The organism is Neorhizobium tomejilense, from assembly GCF_964254135.1.
Taxonomy (GTDB): Bacteria; Pseudomonadota; Alphaproteobacteria; order Rhizobiales; family Rhizobiaceae; genus Neorhizobium; species Neorhizobium tomejilense.
On the sequence record NZ_CAXUSO020000001.1, the window covers coordinates 3,469,341 to 3,488,660 of the forward strand.

The following is a 19,320-nucleotide window of genomic DNA, read 5'->3' on the forward strand; positions in this document are numbered from 1 at the left end:
CGGCAGAATACGAGTGGACGGCCATGGAAATTCTTTTCGACGAACAGCTGGTGAGTGCACGGCGCAGACGCGCGATAACCGCCAAGGACAGCAACGCCGCCTTCCTTCTGGACATTGCCGGCCGCGAGCTTGCAGACCGGCTGGCGGTCGTCGAACGGAAGTTCGAAACCGCGGTCGAACTCCATGGCGGAACCGGCATCGCGGCCCGCGAGGCGCTTGCCACCGGCAAGATCGGCACCTTGAGCCGCGTCGAGACCGACGCCGCTTTCGCAAGGCCCGGAGATGCCTTCACCGCGGCTCCGTTCGAAGACGTCCCGCTGGAACCCGAATCCGTCAATCTGGTCCTGTCGCCGCTCTCGCTGCACCTGGTCAACGACATGCCTGGCACGCTGGTCCGCATCCGCCGCGCCCTGAAGCCCGACGGGCTTTTTCTGGCGGCGATCCCCGGCTCCGGCACGCTGCAGGAAATGCGCGACGTCCTTCTCTCCGCCGAGGCGGAACTGACCGGTGGCGCGAGCCCCCGCGTCATCCCGTTTGCCGATGTGCGCGATGTCGGCGCCCTGCTGCAGCGGGCCGGTTTCTCCCTGCCGGTCGTCGATGCCGAGACCTACACGGTGCGCTACGACTCGCTTTTCCCGCTGATGCGCGATCTACGCGCCATGGGCATGACCAACCCCCTCGCGGGCCGCAGTCGCGTGCCGGTCACGAGGCGTTTCTTCGTAAGGGCTGCAGAACTTTATGCGGAACGTTATTCCGATCCGGACGGCCGCATCCGCGCGACATTCTCGATCATCTACGCATCCGGCTGGGCACCGCACGAAAGCCAGCAGCAGCCGCTGAAGCCGGGTTCGGCCAAGATGCGGTTGGCCGAGGCTCTCAACAGTCGCAGCCCGCGCTGAACGGCCCCGACCCAAATTCAGGGAACAGGGTCGTCAACGCTGTTAGAGATGGTTTTGAACGTATTCGTCAATGCGTCGGTAAAGGTGGTGAACCCGGCGATCATCGACAGCGAGATGATCCCGATAATGAGGCCATATTCCACGGCCGTTGCGCCGCTATTGTTCTTCAGAAGAAACCTGAAAAGGCGCATGGAATATCCTTCAATCAACATCAGCGGGCCTAAAAAAGCCCCTGGTGTCAGCAGTCGCTGCCGACGCCATAGCCCTGCACGATGCAGACCGAGCCCGGCGTTTCCTGCAGCACGCTGCGCCGGATCGTATAATGTCTTGCGCCCTTTTCGCCGGGCTTGATGGAGCCCGTGCTGATCAGGTCGAAATCCTCCTGGACATGCGCCAGTCGGCGCTCGTCATTGCGGCCAGCGAGCATCGGCGTCACGATCAGTGAAAGAGCGATCGCAGCCGTTCCGAACAGAAGAGCGATATTGAGCGCGCCGGTTTTGCCGGAACCATGCGTCGCCCGCTGACGGACCCGCACAGTTTTCCAGAATTCCTCGTCCATGCCTTCTAAAGCCTCATCAACGCGTTACCGGATAAGCCTTGAAGGTGCCACAATCGGTTAAACGATCCCTTAACGCCGTATGAATTCGGCGGCTCTAATTTTATCGATCAGAGCAGATCCTGCAGGATCGGGATCAGCGGCTCGTCGGCCGGCGGCATCGGGTAATCCCTGAGCGCGTTCGGCCGCACCCATTTGATGGCCTGCCCTTCCCTTCCCGTCGGAATGCCTTCGAAGCGACGGCAGACATAGAGCGGCATCAGGAGGTGGAAGGTCTCGTAGGTGTGGCTGGCGAAGGTGAGCGGCGCCAGGCAGGGGATTTTGGTCTTGATGCCGAGCTCTTCCTCGAGCTCGCGCACCAGCGTCTCCTCGGGCGTCTCACCGAGCTCGACCTTACCGCCGGGAAATTCCCAGAGACCGGCCAGCGACTTGCCTTCGGGACGCTGCGCCAGAAGGATGCGGCCGTCGGTATCGATCAGCGCGCAGGCGGCGACGAGCAGGATCTCGCGGGGGGCGTCGCTCATGCCTGGCTTTCCTGCCGCCAATAACGGTATTCGTAGGCCTTGCGGAAGCCGAACCTCCGATAGAGCGCCAGCGCCGGTTCGTTGGTCGAGACCACCTGCAGCCAGGCCGACCGTGCACCGCTGATACGGGCCCAGCGCAGCGCCGAGGACAGGATTTCGGTGCCGAGACCCTCGCGCCGATGCGCCTGGGCCACGGCAAAGGAGATGATGCCGGCAAGATCGTTGTCCTGGACGCAGAGCGCCACGGCCGCGGCTCCTTCCTGCGGATTCTCCTTGATGAAGAAGCCGGAGGTCGGCTTGATCGAACTCAGGATCTCGGCAAGCGCCGGCTTCAGCGCCGGATCTTCGTTATCGATCGCCAGGCTCGCGTCACAGAACCGGCCGATATCGTGGCTCGGCAGGTGATCGAGCGTGTCCGGCAGTTCCAGTTCGGTGAGGTTGACAGTCAGGACGTCGACGGTCTCGAACACCCGCCAGCCGGCGGCATCGAGATGGTCGATCAGCCTGGGAGGAGCGAGCGGCGTCTCCCGGACGACCAACTCACGGCCATAATTCTCGAACCGCTTGCGCGCCTTCTCGAGCCGCATCGCCATGTCGCGGTGATCGGACGGGTCGAGCGGCACGATGCAGTTCAGGCGCTTTGAAGGATGGCCGCCGGTCAGTCGAACCTGCCAGCTTCCGTCATAAACGACGGACGCCGCCGGCCAGGCTCGAAAGCCCACGGCTTCGAGCCGCCTGACCAATGGCAGATCGTTCTGAGGAGATGATGCTTCGTTCAATTCCTGTCAGCTCCGGTAGTCGCCGTTGATGGCAACATATTCCTTGGTGAGGTCGCAGGTCCAGACGGTCGCTCGGCCGCTGCCGAGACCGATATCGACCTTCACCGGAATGTCCTGTTCCTTCATGACGGCAGTGGTCGCGGCTTCGGAATAGGCCGGATCGCGCTCGCCGTCGACGGCGACGCGCACGTCGCCGAACCAGATCGCCAGCCGGTCGCGGTCGGCCATTTCGCCGGACTTGCCGACGGCCATGACGATGCGGCCCCAATTGGCGTCTTCGCCGGCGATCGCGGTCTTGACCAGCGGCGAATTGGCGATCGACAGCGCGATCGTCTTTGCCGCGGCATCGCTTTCGGCGCCGGTGACGGTGATCTCGACCATCTTGCGGGCGCCTTCGCCGTCGCGCACGACCTGCAGGGCCAGATCCTTGAGCAGGTCGTTGAGCGCGGCGCGGAAGCTCGTGAGGCGCGGATCGTCGGCGGCCTCGACGCGGGCCTGCCCATCGTCGGCGGCGGCACCGGTCGCAAACAGCATCAGCGTATCGGAGGTCGAGGTGTCGCTGTCGACGGTGACCGAATTGAAGGTCGGGCCGACGCCGGCGGAAAGCAGGTTCTGCAGCGCCGGCGACGCGATGTCGGCATCGGTCGCCACGAAGGACAGCATGGTCGCCATGTCGGGCGCGATCATGCCGGCGCCCTTGGCGATGCCGTTGATCGTCACCGTGACGCCGCCGATCTCGGCAGTGCGGGTCGCGACCTTTGGATAGGTATCGGTGGTCATGATCGCCTTGGCAGCTTCGAGCCAGAAGTCGCCGGTGGCGCCGCTGTTCATGTCGCCGAGAACGCCTGCGAATTTCGTCGCGTCGAGCGGCTCGCCGATGACGCCGGTCGAAGCCAGATAGACCTCGTTCCCGCCGCAGCCGACAGCCTCGGAGGCCGATCTGGCGGTGAGTTCAGTCGCAGCCTTGCCCCTGATGCCGGTAAAGGCGTTGGCATTGCCGGAATTGACGACCACGGCGCGTGCCACCCCGTGCGACAGATTGGCACGGCAGAAATCGACCGGCGCCGAAGGGCACTTGGAGCGGGTGAAGACGCCCGCGACAGTCGCCGGCTCGTCGAACACCATCAGCAGCACGTCGGTGCGGTTCTTGTACTTGATCCCGGCGGCGGCGGTCGCCATGCGCACGCCGCGGATCGCCGGCATGTCGGGATAGGATTTCGGAGCGAGCGGCGAAACGGAATCGGACATCGGAAATTACCTGGCTCAAATATGGAGAGGGCCCGGAAAATCCGGGCCCGTTGTCGAGAATTACTGCTGGACCGGCGCGTCGCCTGCGTCCTGCATCTTGCTGACGTCTTCATAGCCCTTCTTGAGAGCCGCATCCTTGATGTCGATCTTCTGCTCGCTCTTGGCCTTGGTGATGAGAGCGACATACTTGTCGCGCATCACCAGCTGCTTGACCTGGTCCTCGACCTGGTCAAAAGCCGGCGCCGGGGCATCGCGCGTGTCTTCCAGCTTGATGACGTGATAGCCGAACTGCGACTTGACCGGCGTCTTGCTATATTCGCCCTTCTTCAGCGTGAAGGCGACTTCTTCGAATTCCGGAACCATACGGCCGCGGCCGAACCAGCCAAGGTCGCCGCCTTCATCCTTGTTGGAATCCTGGGACTTTTCCTTGGCGATCGCGGCGAAATCCTTGCCCTTGTCGAGATCGGCGATGATCGCCTTGGCCTCGTCCTCGGTCTTCACGAGGATGTGGCGGGCATGCACCTCTTCCTGCTTCGGCAGAGAAGCGATTTCCTTGTCGTAACGGGCCTTGATCTCTGCCGGGGTCGTGGCGTCGATCACATGCTTGCGGAAGTAGGCGTTATGCAGTTCGCGGTCGGCGATATAGTCCATCCGCTTCTTGAAGTCCGGCGTATCCTTGATGCCTTCGGCGAGAGCACCCTTGGCGAGCAGCTTGACGTCGATGGCGCCGGAAAGGGCTGCGACCTTCTTCTGTTCGTCCGGAAGCTGGGCGAGCTGTGGGTCGAGGTTCTGAACCGCAATATCCAGTTCCGACTGGTGAATTTCCAGGTCGCCAACCTTGGCAACGACGGCATCCTCCGCCGCAAAGGCGGGAGCCTGGCAGAGGATCGCGGCGGCCAGCGCGGCCGTCATGAGAAATTTGTGGCGCAACATCGATAAAGACCTTTCGATAAGGATACCGGTTTCAGAACGTCTGATTCCGGCCAGAAAACCTTCACAAACACCGGATTGTGGCCATTCTGTATCGGCCGCCACCGTTGACATCATTCGACCCCCCTCTTATCTGTCACGCAACTTGGCGTCCAGCAGAGTTTCCGGGCGTGGCGGGTCATTTTATCGGCATCAGAAACCGATGGTTCGACCGGTCCCGCGCCCCCATGGGACAGATTTCAGAAAGGACCATTCGTATGGTCAGCCTTGGCGGCATCGCCCGCAAATTGTTCGGTTCGGCAAACGATCGCCGCGTGCGCGGCTACCAGCCGACTGTCGACGCCATCAATGCAATCGAGGAGAAGACCAAGGCTCTCTCCGACGAACAGCTTGCAGCCCAGACGGTGGAGTTCAGGAAACTGCTCGCCGAGGGCAAGACGCTCGACGACCTCCTGATCCCGGCCTTTGCGGTCGTGCGCGAGGCTTCCCGCCGCGTACTCGGCATGCGCCCGTTCGACGTGCAGCTGACCGGCGGCATGATCCTTCACGATGGCGCGATCGCCGAGATGAAGACCGGCGAAGGCAAAACGCTGGTGGCGACGCTGGCGGTCTACCTGAACGCCCTCGCCGGCAAGGGTGTGCATGTGGTCACCGTCAACGACTACCTGGCCCAGCGCGACGCCCATACGATGGGCAAGCTCTACGGCTTCCTGGGCCTGACGACCGGCGTCATCGTTCATGGCCTCAGCGACGAAGAGCGCCGCGCCAACTATGCCTGCGATATCACCTACGCCACCAACAACGAGCTCGGCTTCGATTATCTGCGCGATAACATGAAGTACGAGCGCAGCCAGATGGTCCAGCGCGGCCACAATTACGCGATCGTCGACGAAGTGGACTCGATCCTGGTCGACGAGGCGCGCACGCCGCTGATCATCTCCGGCCCGCTCGACGACCGTTCGGAACTCTATAACACGATCGACGCCTTCATCCCGGTCCTGACGCCGGAAGACTACGAGATCGACGAGAAGCAGCGCTCTGCAAACTTCTCCGAGGTCGGCACCGAAAAGCTCGAGAACCTGCTGCGCCAGGCCGGCCTGCTGAAGGGCGAATCCCTCTACGACGTCGAGAACGTGGCGATCGTCCACCATATCAACAACGCGCTGAAGGCCCATAAGCTCTTCACCCGCGACAAGGACTATATCGTCCGCAACGACGAGATCGTCATCATCGACGAATTCACCGGCCGCATGATGCCCGGCCGCCGTTATTCGGAAGGCCAGCACCAGGCGCTCGAAGCCAAGGAAAAGGTGACGATCCAGCCGGAGAACCAGACGCTCTCCTCGATCACCTTCCAGAACTATTTCCGCATGTACGGAAAGCTTGCCGGGATGACCGGTACGGCCCAGACCGAAGCGGAAGAGTTCGGTAACATCTACAAGCTCGAAGTGATCGAAGTGCCGACCAACCTGCCGATCCAGCGTATCGACGAGGACGACGAGGTCTACCGGACCTTCGACGAAAAGTTCAAGGCGATCATCGAAGAGATCAAACAAGCCCATGAACGCGGCCAGCCGGTTCTGGTCGGCACCACGTCGATCGAGAAATCGGAACTGCTGGCGACAATGCTGCGCCAGTCGGGCTTCAACAATTTCCAGGTGCTGAACGCCCGTTACCACGAGCAGGAAGCCTATATCGTCTCGCAGGCCGGTGTGCCGGGCGCAGTGACGATCGCCACCAACATGGCCGGCCGCGGCACCGACATCCAGCTCGGCGGCAATATCGACATGCGTCTCGAACGCGAGCTCGAAGGCATGGAGCCGGGTCCGGAGCGCGATGCACTGGAAGCGGCAAGCCGCGAGGAAGTGAAGCAGCTCAAGGAAAAGGCGCTTGCCGCCGGCGGCCTCTACGTCATCGCCACCGAGCGCCACGAAAGCCGCCGCATCGACAACCAGCTGCGCGGCCGCTCCGGCCGTCAGGGCGACCCCGGCCGTTCGAAATTCTACCTGTCGCTCCAGGACGACCTGATGCGCATCTTCGGCTCCGACCGCATGGACAGCATGCTGCAGAAGCTCGGGCTCAAAGAAGGCGAGGCGATCGTCCATCCGTGGATCAACAAGGCGCTCGAACGCGCCCAGAAGAAGGTCGAAGCCCGCAACTTCGATATCCGTAAGAACCTTCTGAAATATGACGACGTCACCAACGACCAGCGCAAGGTGATCTTCGAGCAGCGCATCGAGATGATGGATTCGGAAGACGTATCCGAGACCGTCGAGGACATGCGCAACGAGGTGATCGAGGTTCTCGTCGCCAAGCACATTCCCGAACGCGCCTATGCCGAACAATGGAATGCCTCCGGCCTTCGCGAAGACGTCGACCGGATGCTCAACCTCGACCTGCCGATCGAGGACTGGGTCAAGGAAGAAGGCATCGGCGAGACCGATATCCGCGAACGCATCACCGAGGCTGCCGACAAGGCCGCGGCCGATCGCAAGGAGCGCTTCGGCGCCGATATCATGACCTATGTGGAGCGCTCGGTGCTGCTCCAGACGCTCGACCACCTGTGGCGCGAGCATATCGTCAATCTCGACCACCTGCGCTCGGTCATCGGCTTCCGCGGTTACGCCCAGCGCGATCCACTGCAGGAGTACAAGGCGGAAGCCTTCGAGCTGTTCCAGGCCCTGCTCGCCAACCTGCGCGAGGCGGTCACCGCCCAGCTGATGCGCGTCGAGCTGGTGCAGAACCCCGAGCCGCCGCAGCCGCCGACCGTCTACGACGAACAGCATGTCGATCCGACGACCGGCCTCAACCAGGTCAACGGCTTCGACAGCGAGAACTTCATCGCCGCGCCGGAAGACCGCCGGCCGGAAGATCCCTCCACCTGGGGCAAGATCGGCCGCAACGAGGCATGCCCCTGCGGGTCCGGCAAGAAATACAAGCATTGCCACGGCGCCTTCGAGCAGGCCTGAGGCTTCCGCAAAACCTGATGATGCGAACGCCGCCCCTGGGCGGCGTTTTCGTTTCCGCCTTCCGGAAGGACTGCATCAACCTTCGGCTGGAGACCCGGCGCAGATTTCCCGAACACATGTCCGCAGCCACCGGTGAGCCGGATCGGCATCCAGCCGCGGATGCCAGAGCAATGACACGGTAATCTCAGGCACCGGGACCGGCAGGGCGAAACTGAACATCCCGGCACGCAGGTTGCCGCTGTGCCGCTCGGGAATGCTGGCGATCAGATCCGAAGACCTGGCGAGAGCCAGCGCCGTCGCGAAACCGTCAACGATTGTCGCGATCCGCCGTTCCAGCCCCGACGCCGCCAGGGCCTCGTCGATCGTCCCCTTTTCAAGCCCCCGTCGCGAAACCAGGATATGATCGCCAGCCGCGTATCGCCGAGCCGATATCTCGCCCTCGGCCAGCGGATGCCCGCTGCGCACCACCCCGATGAAACGGTCCCGGAACAGTGCTTGGGCCCGCACTTCCGGACCGATCGTCGCGCCGACGACCCCGGTTTCCAGATCGACGCTTCCGTCGCGAAGCGAGGTGCTCTCCTTGTCCGGCTTGCGGATGAACCGCAGCCGCACGCCGGGCGCCTGAGCGCTGACACGAGCGATGAGGCCAGGCCCGAAATTCTCGACGAAGCCCTCGCTGGTGCGCAGCGTGAATGTCCGGACGAGCTTACCGAGATCGAGCATCTCGACCGGCCGCAAGACCGCTTCCGCATCCTGCACGAGGCCGCCAACCCGTTCGCGCAGTTCGATCGCCCTTGGCGTCGGCACGAGCCCACGGCCAGCCCTCACCAGCAGCGGATCGCCCGTCGTCTCGCGCAATCGCGCCAGGGCCCGGCTCATAGCCGACTGGCTGAGCCGCAACCGTTTGGCCGCCCGCGCCACGCTGCCTTCGGCCAAAAGAACGTCGAGGGTGAAAAGCAGGTTGAGATCAGGTCTGGACATGCGCGCAGCATAACACAGGCGCTTCGATATGACATGGCGCCCGATGCATTGAATTGATGCAAACGATGCGCCTTCCGCCATGCGTGCCCTTGAGATAGCCATCGGAAAGCAATTTCTGGAGGTTCCCTCATGATACCCGTACGACTGATACCCGTCATTTTCGGCTTTGTTCTTTCCTGCCTGATGTCCCTGCTTATCTCCGGCGTTTCCACGCTCCGTAGCGCGGGGCTGATCGACGGCTTCTTCAGGATCTGGATGGGAGCATGGCTCCCCTCCTGGATAATCGCCTTTCCCGTCGTGCTGGTTGTCGCGCCGCTGGCGCGCCGGATCGTCAGCAACCTCGCGAAGCCCGCCCCGAAACTGGCGGAGGGCGAAAAACGATGACCTCTGCCGCCCACGATCCGGTTCCGAAACCGGCAGAACGGGCGAGTGCCTTGCGTGGGGCGCTCGCCGGTCTTTCGCTCTCGATGTTGCTGTCTTCGCTCGGCACCAGCGTCGCCAATGTCGGCCTGCCGACATTGGCGCAGGCGTACGACGCCTCCTTCCAGCAGGTCCAATGGGTGGTCCTTGCCTATCTTCTCGCCATCACCACACTGATCGTCAGTGTCGGGCGGCTTGGCGACATTGCGGGACGTCGGCGGCTCCTGCTCGCTGGCATCACCCTTTTCACGGTAGCCTCGATCGCCTGCGGAATTGCTCCGACGCTGGGCATCCTGATTGCCGCAAGAGCCGCACAGGGTCTCGGAGCCGCCGCCATGATGGCGCTCACCATGGCTTTTGTCGCTGACATATTTCCAAAGACACGTACCGGCGCGGCCATGGGATTGCTCGGCACCATGTCGGCAATCGGCACCGCGCTCGGCCCTTCCCTGGGCGGCCTTCTGATCGCCGGCGCCGGCTGGCGGGCGATCTTCCTGATCAACGTGCCGCTGGGGCTGCTGGCGCTTCTTCTTGCCTTTCGTTACCTGCCTGCCGATCTTCGCCGCGAAAGACCGGACCAAAGGCCCGGCTTCGACGTCTCGGGCACGCTGCTGCTTGCCCTGGTGCTTGCAGCCTATGCACTCGCCATGACGATCGGCCGCGGCAGCCTTGGTCCAGTCAACGCCGCTCTGCTGCTGTTGGCTGCCGTCGGAGCCGGCCTGTTTGTTCTCGTCGAAGCGAAAGCGGCGTCGCCCCTGATCCGACTGTCGATGTTGCGCAATCCGGCCTTGAGCACGGGATTGATAACCAGCGCGCTTGTCTCGGCGGTGATGATGTCGACGCTGGTGGTCGGGCCGTTCTATCTTTCGCGTTCGCTCGGTCTCGACGCGGCTTTCGTCGGGCTCGTCATGTCGATCGGCCCGATTGTTTCCACATTCAGCGGCGTACCGGCCGGCCGGCTCGTCGACCGCCTGGGCGCGGGGACGGCGGTCGTCATCGGCCTCGTCGGAATGGTGGCGGGCTCGTTTGCCCTTACCCTGCTTCCCGGAACGTTCGGCATTGGCGGCTACATCGCTGCCATCGCAGTGCTGACGCCCGGCTATCAACTGTTCCAGGCAGCCAACAACACCGCGATCATGGTGGACGTCGGCGCGCAGCAGCGCGGCGTCGTTTCCGGCCTGCTCAATCTGTCGCGCAATCTCGGCCTCATCACCGGCGCTTCGCTTATGGGCGCGGTGTTCGCAATGGCCTCGGGAACGGGCGATGTCGCGACGGCACCTCGCGAAGCCGTGGCCGCCGGCATGTCGTTCACCTTCGCGATTGCCGTGGGGATGATTGCCGTCGCACTCGCCATTGCGGCCACTCGCCAGGCTGTTCCGGCCGTCCGCAACCTTTTGACCCGTTCTTCCAGGGAGCCTTGAAGTTCACAGTTCGTGAAGCCATCGACGGCTGGGCGAACCCTTTCTTAACCCTGCTGTGGCAACACTTTTGCCCATTGTTCCCGTCGTCGTTACGAGTATTGCGTGCCCATCATGGCGGTTATCGAAACAGCGGAAAGATTGCTTCCGCCTGGTCTTAGGACCCGGCTGGCACCGCTGACCCGCAAGCTCGAATCCATCCTCACCGACGACGACGAGACAGCCCGCGCCCAGCGTCGCGCGCTGACCGCCTTCGTAATCCGGGTCGCAAGCGCGGCCATCGCCTTCGTGTCGCAGATCGTGCTCGCCCGCCTGATGGGCGAGTTCGAATACGGCATCTTCGCATTCGTCTGGGTTCTGGTCGTGCTCGCCGGCAATCTCTCCTGTCTCGGCTTCCACACGTCCGTCATCCGCTTCCTGCACCAACACAAGGCGCGCGACGAGGTGGCGACCGTGCGGGGGCTCAATCTTGCCGTCCGCCTGGTGGCGCTGATCTCGGCAAGTGCGGTGGCCGGCCTCGGCTTCCTGTTTCTGAATATCTACGGCCACACGGTCGAGGCCTATTACCTCGTGCCGGTGTCGCTGGCCTTCTTCACCATACCGATGATCGCGCTCGGTGACGTGCTCGACGGCACGGCGCGTTCGAACGGCTGGACGGTGACGGCGCTTTCGCCAACCTACCTGATCCGCCCGACCCTGATCCTCGCGTTCATGCTGGGTGCACTCTGGTTCGGCGCTGCCCACACGGCCGTTACCGCCATGCAGGCGGCCCTTGCCGCGACCTATGTCACGACGCTCCTGCAGCTGCTGCGCTTGACGCTGCGCCTGCGCCGGCTTTACGGCCCTGGCCCGATGCAGTTCGAGATCGGCGCCTGGTTCCGTTATTCCCTGCCGCTCTTCCTCGTCGACGGCATCGGCTTCCTGCTGACCAACGCCGACGTCGTCGTCGTCGGCCTCTACCTGCCGCCGGACCAGGTCGGCATCTATTACGCCGCCGCAAAGACGATCGTGCTGGTGCAGTTCGTCTACTTCTCGATCAAGGCAGCCGCCGGCCCCCGCTTCTCCGCCATCATGGCGGAGGACGACATGCCGGCGCTGGCCGCCTTTGCCGGACAGACCGCGCGCTGGAGTTTTTGGCCGTCGCTTGCCGTCGGGCTCATGGCGCTGGCAGCCGGCGAACTGCTCCTGTCGCTGTTCGGCAGTGCATTCACGGCCGGCTACTGGCTGATGGCGATCCTGTTTTGCGGCATCCTCGCCAAATCCATGGTCGGCCCCGGCGAGGTGCTGCTCAGCATGGCCGGTCGCCAGAAGCTCTGCGTCCTGCTTTACGCCGTGACGCTGCTGGCGAGCATCGCTCTCAACATCGCGCTGATCCCCCGCTTCGGCCTGACCGGGGCCGCGATGGCGACGGCGGCGGCGATGATGATCGAGGCTATCCTGCTGCATATCGCAGTCCGCCGTACGCTCGGCATCGTGCTCTTCGCCTTTGCCGATCCGACGCCCTCTGCTCCTTCAAAGGCTTCCTGACCATGGCGCAACCTCCGTTCAGCAGCGAATTCGAGGGCAATGGCGGCGGCCGGATGAGCATGGTCCAGGCGCTCCGCGCCGAGCGGCCGGATGCCGACACGCATCTCCAGGTCGGCCGGCCCGGCCGCGAGCTCTGCCTTTATCCCGCCGCCTTCGGTTACGACCTGCAGGAAGAACTCGAATTCCTCTCCAACCGTGCGCTGGAGCCGAACATCTTCTTTTCGGCCCGACTGCTCGCCCCCGCCATGCCGCGGGTCGAGGACAAGCAGGTCCGCCTGGCGCTGATCCGCGACGAGACCGGCACGCGCAGCCGTATGCGGCTGCTGATGCCGTTTACCGTCGAGAAGCCGGGCTTTTCGGTCGGCGCCTCGATCATCCGCGCCTGGGCCAATCCCTTCGGGCCGATCGGCACGCCGCTCGTTGACGCGGAAGACAGTGCCGAGACGATCGACAATCTTTTCGACGCGCTCAGCATGCGCGAAGCCCGCCTGCCCTCCGTGCTGGTCATGCCGGACGTGAGGCTCGCCGGTCCGTTCGCCCAGCTTGCCAAGGCGGTCGCGATCGGCCGCAACCTGCCGGTCACCGTCACCGATCCCCAACAGCGGCCGATGCTGGAAAGCCTGCTCGACGGCGAGGCCTATCTGAAACACTCGATCTCGTCGCACCACTACCGCGAAATGCGCCGCCTGTGGCGCAATCTCGGCAACAAGGGCGCGCTCAGCTACTCGGTTGCCCGCCAGCCGGAAGAGATCCGGTTGCGGATGGAGGAATTCCTGGCGCTCGAAGCCAAGGGCTGGAAGGGCCGCAAACGCTCGGCCCTGATCAACGACCGTTACCGCGCCGCCTTCGCCCGCGAGGCGATCACCAACCTGGCGGAAGTCGACGCGGTCCGCATCCACACCATCGATTTCGACGGCCACGCGATCGCTTCGCTCATCGTCTTCATCATGGCCGGCGAGGCCTATACGTGGAAGACCGCCTATGACGAGGGGTTTTCCCGGTTCTCCCCCGGCAAGCTGCTGATGGTGAAACTGACCGAGTGGCATCTCGAAGACGCCAACATCATGCGCACCGACAGTTGCGCGATTCCCGATCACCCGATCATGAGCCGCTTCTGGGAAGAGCGCGAGGAGATGGGGACGCTGGTGATCGGCCTGAGGCAGAACGGCGACCGCGACGTGCGCCAGGTGGCAGCCCAGCTTCACCTCTACCGCAACACCCGCAACATGGCCCGCATGCTGCGGGAAAAGATCATGTCGCTTGCCGGCCGTTCCGGAGTAGTTACGCCTTAACGATCACTCGGCGGCCGCCTTGTCCCGCAGCAGCCGGCGGATGACCTTGCCGCTTGTCGTTAGCGGAATATCGTCGACGAAAGCGACCTCGCGCGGATATTCGTGCATCGACAGCCGCGTCTTCACCCAGTCGCGGATCTCCAGAGCCAGCTCGTCGCTCGGACGATAGCCGGGCGCGAGCGCGATATAAGCCTTGACGATCTCGGTACGGATCGGGTCCGGCTTGCCGACCACGGCTGCCAGCCGCACCGCCGGATGGCCGGTCAGGCAGTCCTCGATCTCGCTCGGCCCGATGCGGTAACCGGACGAGGTGATGACGTCGTCGTCCCGCCCGATGAATTCCACATAACCGTCGCGGTCCTGTCGTCCGAGATCGCCGGTGATGAGCCAGTCGCCGGCGAATTTTGCTTCCGTGGCGGCCTCGTCGTTCCAGTAGCCGAGGAACATCACCGGATCCGGACGGCGGATGGCGATCTGCCCCATCTTGCCGGCCGGCAGCTCGATGCCCCTGCCGTCGACCACCGCCACATGATGGCCCGGCACCGCCCGCCCGATCGCCCCGCCGCGCGACACGCCGAGATTGGCGGCCGAGGACAGCACGAAATTGCATTCGGTCTGGCCGTAGAATTCGTTGACCGTCAGCCCCAGTGCCGCCTTCGCCCAGTCATAGGTCTCGCGGCCGAGCGCCTCGCCCGCCGACGCGATGGTCCGCAGCTTGAGATCGTATTTTTCAAGCGGCTTTTCGACGGATTTCAGGAGCCGCAGCGCCGTTGGCGGGATGAACGCGTTGCGCACATCCATTTCGCTCATGATACGGAAGGCCATGTCGGCATCAAATTTCTGAGCGGGCGAAGAGACGACGGGAATGCCGAGCATCAGCGCCGGCATCAGCACGTTGAGCAGGCCGCCGGCCCAGGCCCAGTCGGAAGGCGTCCAGATCCGGTCCCCTTGCTGCGGTGCGAATTCATGCGCCAGCTGGAAACCGGGAATATGGCCGGCCAGCACCCGATGACCATGCAGCGCCGCCTTCGGCGGGCCGGTGGTGCCGGAGGTGAAGATCATCAGAGCCGGATCGTCCGGCCCGCTGTCGACGACCTCGAACAGCGGCGGGTGCGCGGCAATCAGCGCATCGAGCGCCAGCAGGCCGTCGCCGGCGGGCGTATCTCCAGTAACGATCACATGCCGCAGCTCCGGCAGCTTTTCCCGCAAGCCCACCAACCGCGACAGGCCGAAGGGATTGGTGACGATCGCCGCCGCCCCCGAAGCCTTCAACCGGTATTCGAGCGCCTCGGCACCGAACAGAAGCGCCAGCGGCAGGGCAATGCCGCCCATCTTGTAGATCGCCACATGCGCGATCACCGTTTCGAAACTCTGCGGCAGAAGAAGTGCGACGCGGTCGCCGGGCTTCAGACCCAACGCGACAAAGGCGTTCGCAAGCGAGGCGGACCGCCCGGACAGCTCACCATAGGTCAGCGCCGGATGAGAGCCGTCCGGGCTGAAATGCTGGAGACAGATGCGATCTTGAAATTTCTCCGCCCAGGCATCGCTGACCGCCTCCCCCATGTTGAATCGCTGCGGGATTTCCCAGGCGAAATCGCGAAAAAGGTCTTCATAGGACTTGGCAGCAGGCAGTTTCATGGGCAGCGCTTCTATTTTTGCTGCACCAGCTAACATCCCGGATGCTTAAAATACAAGGGGGACACGGGAGGGGACCTGACATGCGAAGCCGTGGAGGAAAGGGAAAAACCCACATCCGGCAGCCTTGATCCGGGACAATCTCTTGAGCGTCAGGTACGCGAGATTGCAACCTCACTTCACCCTTGCATGCCGGTGCGGCCCCGTGATAGAGCGCATACCGCTACCTGAGTGCCCCGTTGGCGGAATTGGTAGACGCGCCTGACTCAAAATCAGGTTCCGAAAGGAGTGCTGGTTCGATTCCGGCACGGGGCACCACAGAATTTTTAAGTCTTTGATTTAATTATGCTATTTCATGGGTCGAGAGGCCAAGCGGGCTGCTGAATTCTCGCACGGCCAGGCCGGTTACCTGTGGAAGATTCCGCAGTAAAGTCGAAGGCCGGATTTTTGGCGTACAAACATCGTTTGCGACACCATCTTATAGCCCCTACCTGCGAAAGACCGCTTGAATGAAGGCAGGTTGTTCCAGCCGCTGATAAGCCAATCGATGTGCTTGACGTTCCTGCTGTAGGTAAGGCGCACCAATGCGCTATCGTAATCAAGCGATGCCTGCCCGCTGTCCTTGCATTCCATCCCGGTGACAATGTCACCGCCGGCATTCAGTTTTCCGGCAAATCTGAGGGAATCCATGCCTTTCATCCAATCGGTCGTCTCGGCCTGAGCCGGCTGGCAGAAAATAAAAGCAACGGCAAGGGCGGCGAAAAACTGCTTGTTGTAACGCTTCATAAAATGCTCCCCGGAATTTCCGAGACATCTATGCCAGACGAAAAAGCAGCCAGCAATATCGGTTGCAATTAAAAGTAGTCTCCGCGGATGACGCGTAACGCCCCATCGTCGCGCCTCTTGAAAAGCTTATGATCATGTTCGGTTTTCCGGCGCAGTGGCCGTTCGGCGGATTAGTTTAAGTGAAACCGTCCAAAAGCAGCAATCCAGGAAGCGTGGCCGCATTCGTTATTTCCGATGTCCTTTCGTTTTTCCGCAAATGCAGGGAGTACGGCCGGGGATTGCGACTATAGTATCCCAGGTGCCCTGGCGCTTCCGGATCAGCTTCAAACACCTTCTGGAATCTATCCGTGGCCCCGATCGCTCAACTCCTCTTTCGGACAGGTTCTCGGCAGAGGGCTGCAATCAGAAGACTTGATAGCCAGGTGTCAGTGTATGACGGGGGTCATAACGCTCCTTGGCTTGGCGCAGGCGCGGCCAGGCCGGCCCGAAGTGATCCTGCCAATCGCCGCTCGTCATCGGGAAAGCGCTGACCGGATACAGAACTCCGCCTTCGCTGCGGACGCGCTCGTAGAGCGCGCGGTTCCTTGCAACCATGGCATCGATCTTGGCCACATCGTTCGAGGGCGGAAAACAGATGATGTTGAAGGGAAAGGCAACGTCCTCATCCGGCATCCCGACCAGAGGTGTCTGCACGGCGCCTGTCAGGAGTGGATAACAGGTGATGCGCCCGAAGGGGCCGACGTCCTCGTTGGTCAGGCCCTGCAATATCCCGGCGGCAAGACGCTCGGCGTTGGAGCCGCGCAGGAAGGTGAGCCACCACGGGTGAGGATTGGACCATTGGCCGTTCGACCGCAGAAGGGTCTCCAGCTTGGCAAAGGCGACGGCGTCGTCGAGATACGTGAGGTCCGAGATCACCGCGGCGCCACGCTGGTCCGACAAACCGGCAAGCACCGTCGGGTCCGGTGCCGCGTCGCTGTCGTAAAAGACCGCACCGTCGAGCTGGTAGCGCCAGCCGCCCGTACCATCGGGAAGGACGGCACCCTGCAACTGGTCGAAACGCCCGTCCTCCAGCACGAGGCGCTGATCCGCGGCCAGCGATTTGAAATCGGGATAGAATAACTGGAACCGACGCACCCGCTCGGGTGCCCGGACCAGGCGCAGCGTCGCCCGCGTGATGACGGCGCACTGACCGAGGCCGCCCCGGACGGCATCGAAGAGATCGGCGTTGAGGTCCGGCGAACAGGTGAGTTCCCGCCCTTCCCCCGTCACGACATCCATCTCGAGAACGTTGTCCGTCTGCATGCCGTGGCGGGACGTCGACCCGCCGATACCGCCGACGGCAAGCGTGCCGCCTACCGATAGCTCCAGATAATTCGTGAGGACCGGCGGGGCGAGCCCGCTCGTCAAGGCGGCGATGAGCACCTCGCGCCAGGTCGCTCCGGCGCCGACGACAATGCGATCGGCGTCGACACGCTGGATGGTGTTTATCTCACGCATGTCGATCACCACGCCGCCATCCGCCATGGAGCGGCCATAGATCGAGTGACCCTGCCCGCGGGCTGCGACCTTCAGCCCCCTGTCGCCGGCCCATCGGATCGCCATCCCGACTTCGGCGGCGGAGGACGGCCTGAACACGGAGCGAGGCCGGCGGTGGATGATATGCCCGAAATCTTCCGACGCTTCACCGACCACCTCGGCGCAGCAGTTAAATCTCCCGGCGGCAGGGAACGCGGGGCGTTCGACAGCTCCTGCTGCCTTCGTCGCGTCCGTCGCAAACGCTGCGGCACAGGTGAGGCCGCCGCCGAGTAGTCTACGTCTGTTGAGGGTCATGAGATGCCTCCGTAAGAGGGAATGCCGGTACGACACTTGACGGCCGTCGCGTGCTGGAACTCCCCATGCGGGGCCGAGCTCCGGCGGTGCGCCGGGTTCACAAGTCGCTGCCTTTCCCGTTTCCGCTGCGGCCTGTTTCAGGTCCGTGCCGCGCCACATGCTCGACGTAGCTGCGGCTCAGGCCGATATCGCGCAGTATATGGTCGTCAAGAGCTCCCAGTTTCCTGACGCGGGCACGAATTCGGCGCTCGGCGCGGAACCGGTCCCACCAGCGCAACAGCGTCCTCGGGAACCCGCCAGCTCGGTCGCTGGTATGAAGAATTCGCGGCGCTTCGAATGCTTTGCTCATCGTGAAGTCTCCGTCTTTATCTGACGAAATCGGCACAGGGCCGGCACGTCACTCGTAGATGGAGGGTGGCCCGCGACGCGACAATTGGCGGCGGCCGCGATATACTTTTCCGCAAAACGAGAGAATGGATATGGAGCGACTGGATGACCTCGAGGCCTTCCTGGCCATCGGCGAGAAAGGCAGCCAGACAGCGGCGGCGCGTCATCTGCGCCGGTCGCTGCAGTCTATCAACCGCTCGCTTGCGGCACTGGAGCAGAGCGTCGGCGTCGAACTGGTGCGGCGCACCACCCGCCGCTCATATCTGACGGAAGCCGGACGGGCTTTCTACGATCGTGTCAAACCGGCGTTGGCGGAAATCCGCGATGCCAGGCTGGAGGCTGCCGATGCGCGCAGCGAGCCGACCGGCCTGCTCAGGATAGCGGCCCCGGTGCTCTTCGCACCGGCCTATGTGGTCCCTGCAATCACCGCCTTCATGCAGCACTATCCCGGCATCGAGATCCAGCTCAAGGTCTCCGACCGGATGGTCGATCTACTGGAAGAGGGTCTCGACCTGGCGGTGCGGATCAGGGATATGGCCGACTCCAGTCTCAAGGCGCGGCGGCTCGGCGACCTTCGCGCGGTGGTCTTCGGATCGCCTGATTACTTTGCCAGACATGGCCGCCCCGAACATCCCGACGATCTGACGCAACATCAATGCGTCCTGCGCCATGCCGAAGGATCGAGCGAGACGTGGACATTCCGGATCGGCGGGCGGCCCAAGGCCGTGCGTGTGCATGGACGCTTCGGCAGCGACAGCGCGGCAGCGACGCATGCCGCGGTGGCAAGCGGGCTCGGCATCGGGCTCACGCCGTTATGGCAGATTCGCAGTCTCGTTGATGAGGGCGCCGTCGAGGTGGTTCTCGAAGACTTCGAAGACAGCAAGATTCCAATTTACGCGGTCTGGCCGTCCGGCAAGATACCGCTCGCCAAGACGCGCCTGTTCGTCGACGAGTTGGCGGCCCGGCTGAAGCGCGAGCGGTTATAGTCCACGGCCTGAAGAGAGATCATGTCGGCCCACTGCCCCCTCCCGCGAACCCCGGGGCCTACCCGCATTCTCTCGCATTTCGGAAGAGTAAATCGCCATCGAGGCCGATTGTAACGCGCCGCACGCTGATCGATGCTGCCAGGGCCATCTCAG

The 19,320-nt window shown here is 63.1% G+C and carries 17 protein-coding genes, 1 tRNA gene and 1 pseudogene; 8 read left to right on the plus strand and 11 right to left on the minus strand.

The genetic code is table 11. The annotated features are described in order from the left end of the window. Window positions 1-23 precede the first annotated feature (23 nt). Window positions 24-899 (plus strand): class I SAM-dependent methyltransferase, encoded by an 876-nt coding sequence (locus tag ACSQ3G_RS17275; protein ID WP_436110908.1) that lies wholly within the window; start codon window positions 24-26, stop codon window positions 897-899. Window positions 900-916: 17 nt separating this feature from the next. On the opposite strand, the gene ACSQ3G_RS17280 is transcribed toward ACSQ3G_RS17275, so the two are convergent. The 6 genes and pseudogenes from ACSQ3G_RS17280 to ACSQ3G_RS17305 all read right to left on the minus strand — a co-directional run bounded on the left by ACSQ3G_RS17280 (window position 917) and on the right by ACSQ3G_RS17305 (window position 4,939). Further along, complete coding sequence (locus tag ACSQ3G_RS17280) at window positions 917-1,090, minus strand: Flp family type IVb pilin (protein WP_105405240.1); 174 nt, start codon at window positions 1,088-1,090, stop codon at window positions 917-919. A gap of 47 nt (window positions 1,091-1,137) precedes the next feature. After that, window positions 1,138-1,458, minus strand: coding sequence for a hypothetical protein (locus ACSQ3G_RS17285; RefSeq protein WP_037081748.1), 321 nt, complete (start codon window positions 1,456-1,458; stop codon window positions 1,138-1,140). Window positions 1,459-1,565: 107 nt separating this feature from the next. Next, window positions 1,566-1,979: an 8-oxo-dGTP diphosphatase MutT gene (gene mutT, locus ACSQ3G_RS17290; protein WP_436110909.1), complete on the minus strand. Its 414-nt coding sequence runs from the start codon at window positions 1,977-1,979 to the stop codon at window positions 1,566-1,568. Further along, window positions 1,976-2,796, minus strand: a pseudogene (locus ACSQ3G_RS17295) (GNAT family N-acetyltransferase). Before ACSQ3G_RS17295 ends, mutT begins: the two are co-directional and overlap by 4 nt. After that, a complete protein-coding gene (argJ, locus tag ACSQ3G_RS17300) occupies window positions 2,765-4,006 on the minus strand; it encodes a bifunctional glutamate N-acetyltransferase/amino-acid acetyltransferase ArgJ (protein WP_436110910.1) in 1,242 nt (413 codons plus the stop codon). Before argJ ends, ACSQ3G_RS17295 begins: the two are co-directional and overlap by 32 nt. A gap of 60 nt (window positions 4,007-4,066) precedes the next feature. Further along, window positions 4,067-4,939 (minus strand): peptidylprolyl isomerase, encoded by an 873-nt coding sequence (locus ACSQ3G_RS17305; RefSeq protein ID WP_046664963.1) that lies wholly within the window; start codon window positions 4,937-4,939, stop codon window positions 4,067-4,069. Between the two features lie 254 nt (window positions 4,940-5,193). Here ACSQ3G_RS17305 and secA point away from each other — a divergent pair, with 254 nt between their 5' ends. Further along, window positions 5,194-7,905, plus strand: a complete 2,712-nt coding sequence (gene secA, locus ACSQ3G_RS17310; protein WP_436110911.1) for a preprotein translocase subunit SecA — start codon at window positions 5,194-5,196, stop codon at window positions 7,903-7,905. Between the two features lie 75 nt (window positions 7,906-7,980). Here the strand turns inward: secA and ACSQ3G_RS17315 are convergent, their stop codons facing one another. After that, on the minus strand, window positions 7,981-8,886 hold the full coding sequence (locus ACSQ3G_RS17315; protein ID WP_436110912.1) for a LysR family transcriptional regulator: 906 nt from the start codon (window positions 8,884-8,886) through the stop codon (window positions 7,981-7,983). Between the two features lie 129 nt (window positions 8,887-9,015). Here ACSQ3G_RS17315 and ACSQ3G_RS17320 point away from each other — a divergent pair, with 129 nt between their 5' ends. The 4 genes from ACSQ3G_RS17320 to ACSQ3G_RS17335 all read left to right on the plus strand — a co-directional run bounded on the left by ACSQ3G_RS17320 (window position 9,016) and on the right by ACSQ3G_RS17335 (window position 13,543). Then, the gene (locus tag ACSQ3G_RS17320) at window positions 9,016-9,270 is read left to right on the plus strand and encodes a DUF2798 domain-containing protein (protein WP_436110913.1); all 255 of its coding nucleotides are present in this window, start codon (window positions 9,016-9,018) and stop codon (window positions 9,268-9,270) included. Beyond that, window positions 9,267-10,727, plus strand: coding sequence for an MFS transporter (locus tag ACSQ3G_RS17325; protein ID WP_436110914.1), 1,461 nt, complete (start codon window positions 9,267-9,269; stop codon window positions 10,725-10,727). Before ACSQ3G_RS17320 ends, ACSQ3G_RS17325 begins: the two co-directional genes overlap by 4 nt. Window positions 10,728-10,829: 102 nt before the next feature. After that, window positions 10,830-12,251 carry a lipopolysaccharide biosynthesis protein gene (locus ACSQ3G_RS17330; protein WP_436110915.1) on the plus strand — a complete coding sequence of 474 codons (1,422 nt, stop codon included), beginning with the start codon at window positions 10,830-10,832 and terminating at the stop codon, window positions 12,249-12,251. Between the two features lie 53 nt (window positions 12,252-12,304). Then, window positions 12,305-13,543 carry a GNAT family N-acetyltransferase gene (locus ACSQ3G_RS17335; protein ID WP_436111734.1) on the plus strand — a complete coding sequence of 413 codons (1,239 nt, stop codon included), beginning with the start codon at window positions 12,305-12,307 and terminating at the stop codon, window positions 13,541-13,543. A gap of 3 nt (window positions 13,544-13,546) precedes the next feature. On the opposite strand, the gene ACSQ3G_RS17340 is transcribed toward ACSQ3G_RS17335, so the two are convergent. Then, window positions 13,547-15,181: an AMP-binding protein gene (locus ACSQ3G_RS17340; protein WP_436110916.1), complete on the minus strand. Its 1,635-nt coding sequence runs from the start codon at window positions 15,179-15,181 to the stop codon at window positions 13,547-13,549. A 230-nt stretch (window positions 15,182-15,411) separates the two neighbouring features. Here ACSQ3G_RS17340 and ACSQ3G_RS17345 point away from each other — a divergent pair. Continuing rightward, window positions 15,412-15,496 (plus strand) — tRNA-Leu (locus ACSQ3G_RS17345). An 87-nt stretch (window positions 15,497-15,583) separates the two neighbouring features. On the opposite strand, the gene ACSQ3G_RS17350 is transcribed toward ACSQ3G_RS17345, so the two are convergent. From ACSQ3G_RS17350 to ACSQ3G_RS17360, 3 genes are all read right to left on the minus strand, one after another. Next, window positions 15,584-15,964: a hypothetical protein gene (locus ACSQ3G_RS17350; RefSeq protein ID WP_436110917.1), complete on the minus strand. Its 381-nt coding sequence runs from the start codon at window positions 15,962-15,964 to the stop codon at window positions 15,584-15,586. Window positions 15,965-16,366: 402 nt separating this feature from the next. Continuing rightward, entirely contained in the window at window positions 16,367-17,794 is a 1,428-nt protein-coding gene (locus ACSQ3G_RS17355; protein WP_436110918.1) for an FAD-binding protein, read from the minus strand. A gap of 97 nt (window positions 17,795-17,891) precedes the next feature. Then, window positions 17,892-18,143 carry a DUF1127 domain-containing protein gene (locus tag ACSQ3G_RS17360; RefSeq protein ID WP_436110919.1) on the minus strand — a complete coding sequence of 84 codons (252 nt, stop codon included), beginning with the start codon at window positions 18,141-18,143 and terminating at the stop codon, window positions 17,892-17,894. A 130-nt stretch (window positions 18,144-18,273) separates the two neighbouring features. On the opposite strand from ACSQ3G_RS17360, the gene ACSQ3G_RS17365 reads away from it, so the two are divergent. Then, window positions 18,274-19,167, plus strand: coding sequence for a LysR family transcriptional regulator (locus tag ACSQ3G_RS17365; RefSeq protein WP_436110920.1), 894 nt, complete (start codon window positions 18,274-18,276; stop codon window positions 19,165-19,167). Window positions 19,168-19,320 lie beyond the last annotated feature (153 nt).

Excerpts from the sequence above, each read along its gene's own strand:
- ACSQ3G_RS17275 (WP_436110908.1), top strand. The coding sequence starts at position 24 with ATGGAAATTCTTTTCGACGAACAGCTGGTGAGTGCACGGCGCAGACGC.
- ACSQ3G_RS17280 (WP_105405240.1), bottom strand. The coding sequence starts at position 1,090 with ATGCGCCTTTTCAGGTTTCTTCTGAAGAACAATAGCGGCGCAACGGCC.
- ACSQ3G_RS17285 (WP_037081748.1), bottom strand. The coding sequence starts at position 1,458 with ATGGACGAGGAATTCTGGAAAACTGTGCGGGTCCGTCAGCGGGCGACG.
- mutT (WP_436110909.1), bottom strand. The coding sequence starts at position 1,979 with ATGAGCGACGCCCCCCGCGAGATCCTGCTCGTCGCCGCCTGCGCGCTG.
- argJ (WP_436110910.1), bottom strand. The coding sequence starts at position 4,006 with ATGTCCGATTCCGTTTCGCCGCTCGCTCCGAAATCCTATCCCGACATG.
- ACSQ3G_RS17305 (WP_046664963.1), bottom strand. The coding sequence starts at position 4,939 with ATGTTGCGCCACAAATTTCTCATGACGGCCGCGCTGGCCGCCGCGATC.
- secA (WP_436110911.1), top strand. The coding sequence starts at position 5,194 with ATGGTCAGCCTTGGCGGCATCGCCCGCAAATTGTTCGGTTCGGCAAAC.
- ACSQ3G_RS17315 (WP_436110912.1), bottom strand. The coding sequence starts at position 8,886 with ATGTCCAGACCTGATCTCAACCTGCTTTTCACCCTCGACGTTCTTTTG.
- ACSQ3G_RS17320 (WP_436110913.1), top strand. The coding sequence starts at position 9,016 with ATGATACCCGTACGACTGATACCCGTCATTTTCGGCTTTGTTCTTTCC.
- ACSQ3G_RS17325 (WP_436110914.1), top strand. The coding sequence starts at position 9,267 with ATGACCTCTGCCGCCCACGATCCGGTTCCGAAACCGGCAGAACGGGCG.
- ACSQ3G_RS17335 (WP_436111734.1), top strand. The coding sequence starts at position 12,305 with ATGAGCATGGTCCAGGCGCTCCGCGCCGAGCGGCCGGATGCCGACACG.
- ACSQ3G_RS17340 (WP_436110916.1), bottom strand. The coding sequence starts at position 15,181 with ATGAAACTGCCTGCTGCCAAGTCCTATGAAGACCTTTTTCGCGATTTC.
- ACSQ3G_RS17350 (WP_436110917.1), bottom strand. The coding sequence starts at position 15,964 with ATGAAGCGTTACAACAAGCAGTTTTTCGCCGCCCTTGCCGTTGCTTTT.
- ACSQ3G_RS17355 (WP_436110918.1), bottom strand. The coding sequence starts at position 17,794 with ATGACCCTCAACAGACGTAGACTACTCGGCGGCGGCCTCACCTGTGCC.
- ACSQ3G_RS17360 (WP_436110919.1), bottom strand. The coding sequence starts at position 18,143 with ATGAGCAAAGCATTCGAAGCGCCGCGAATTCTTCATACCAGCGACCGA.
- ACSQ3G_RS17365 (WP_436110920.1), top strand. The coding sequence starts at position 18,274 with ATGGAGCGACTGGATGACCTCGAGGCCTTCCTGGCCATCGGCGAGAAA.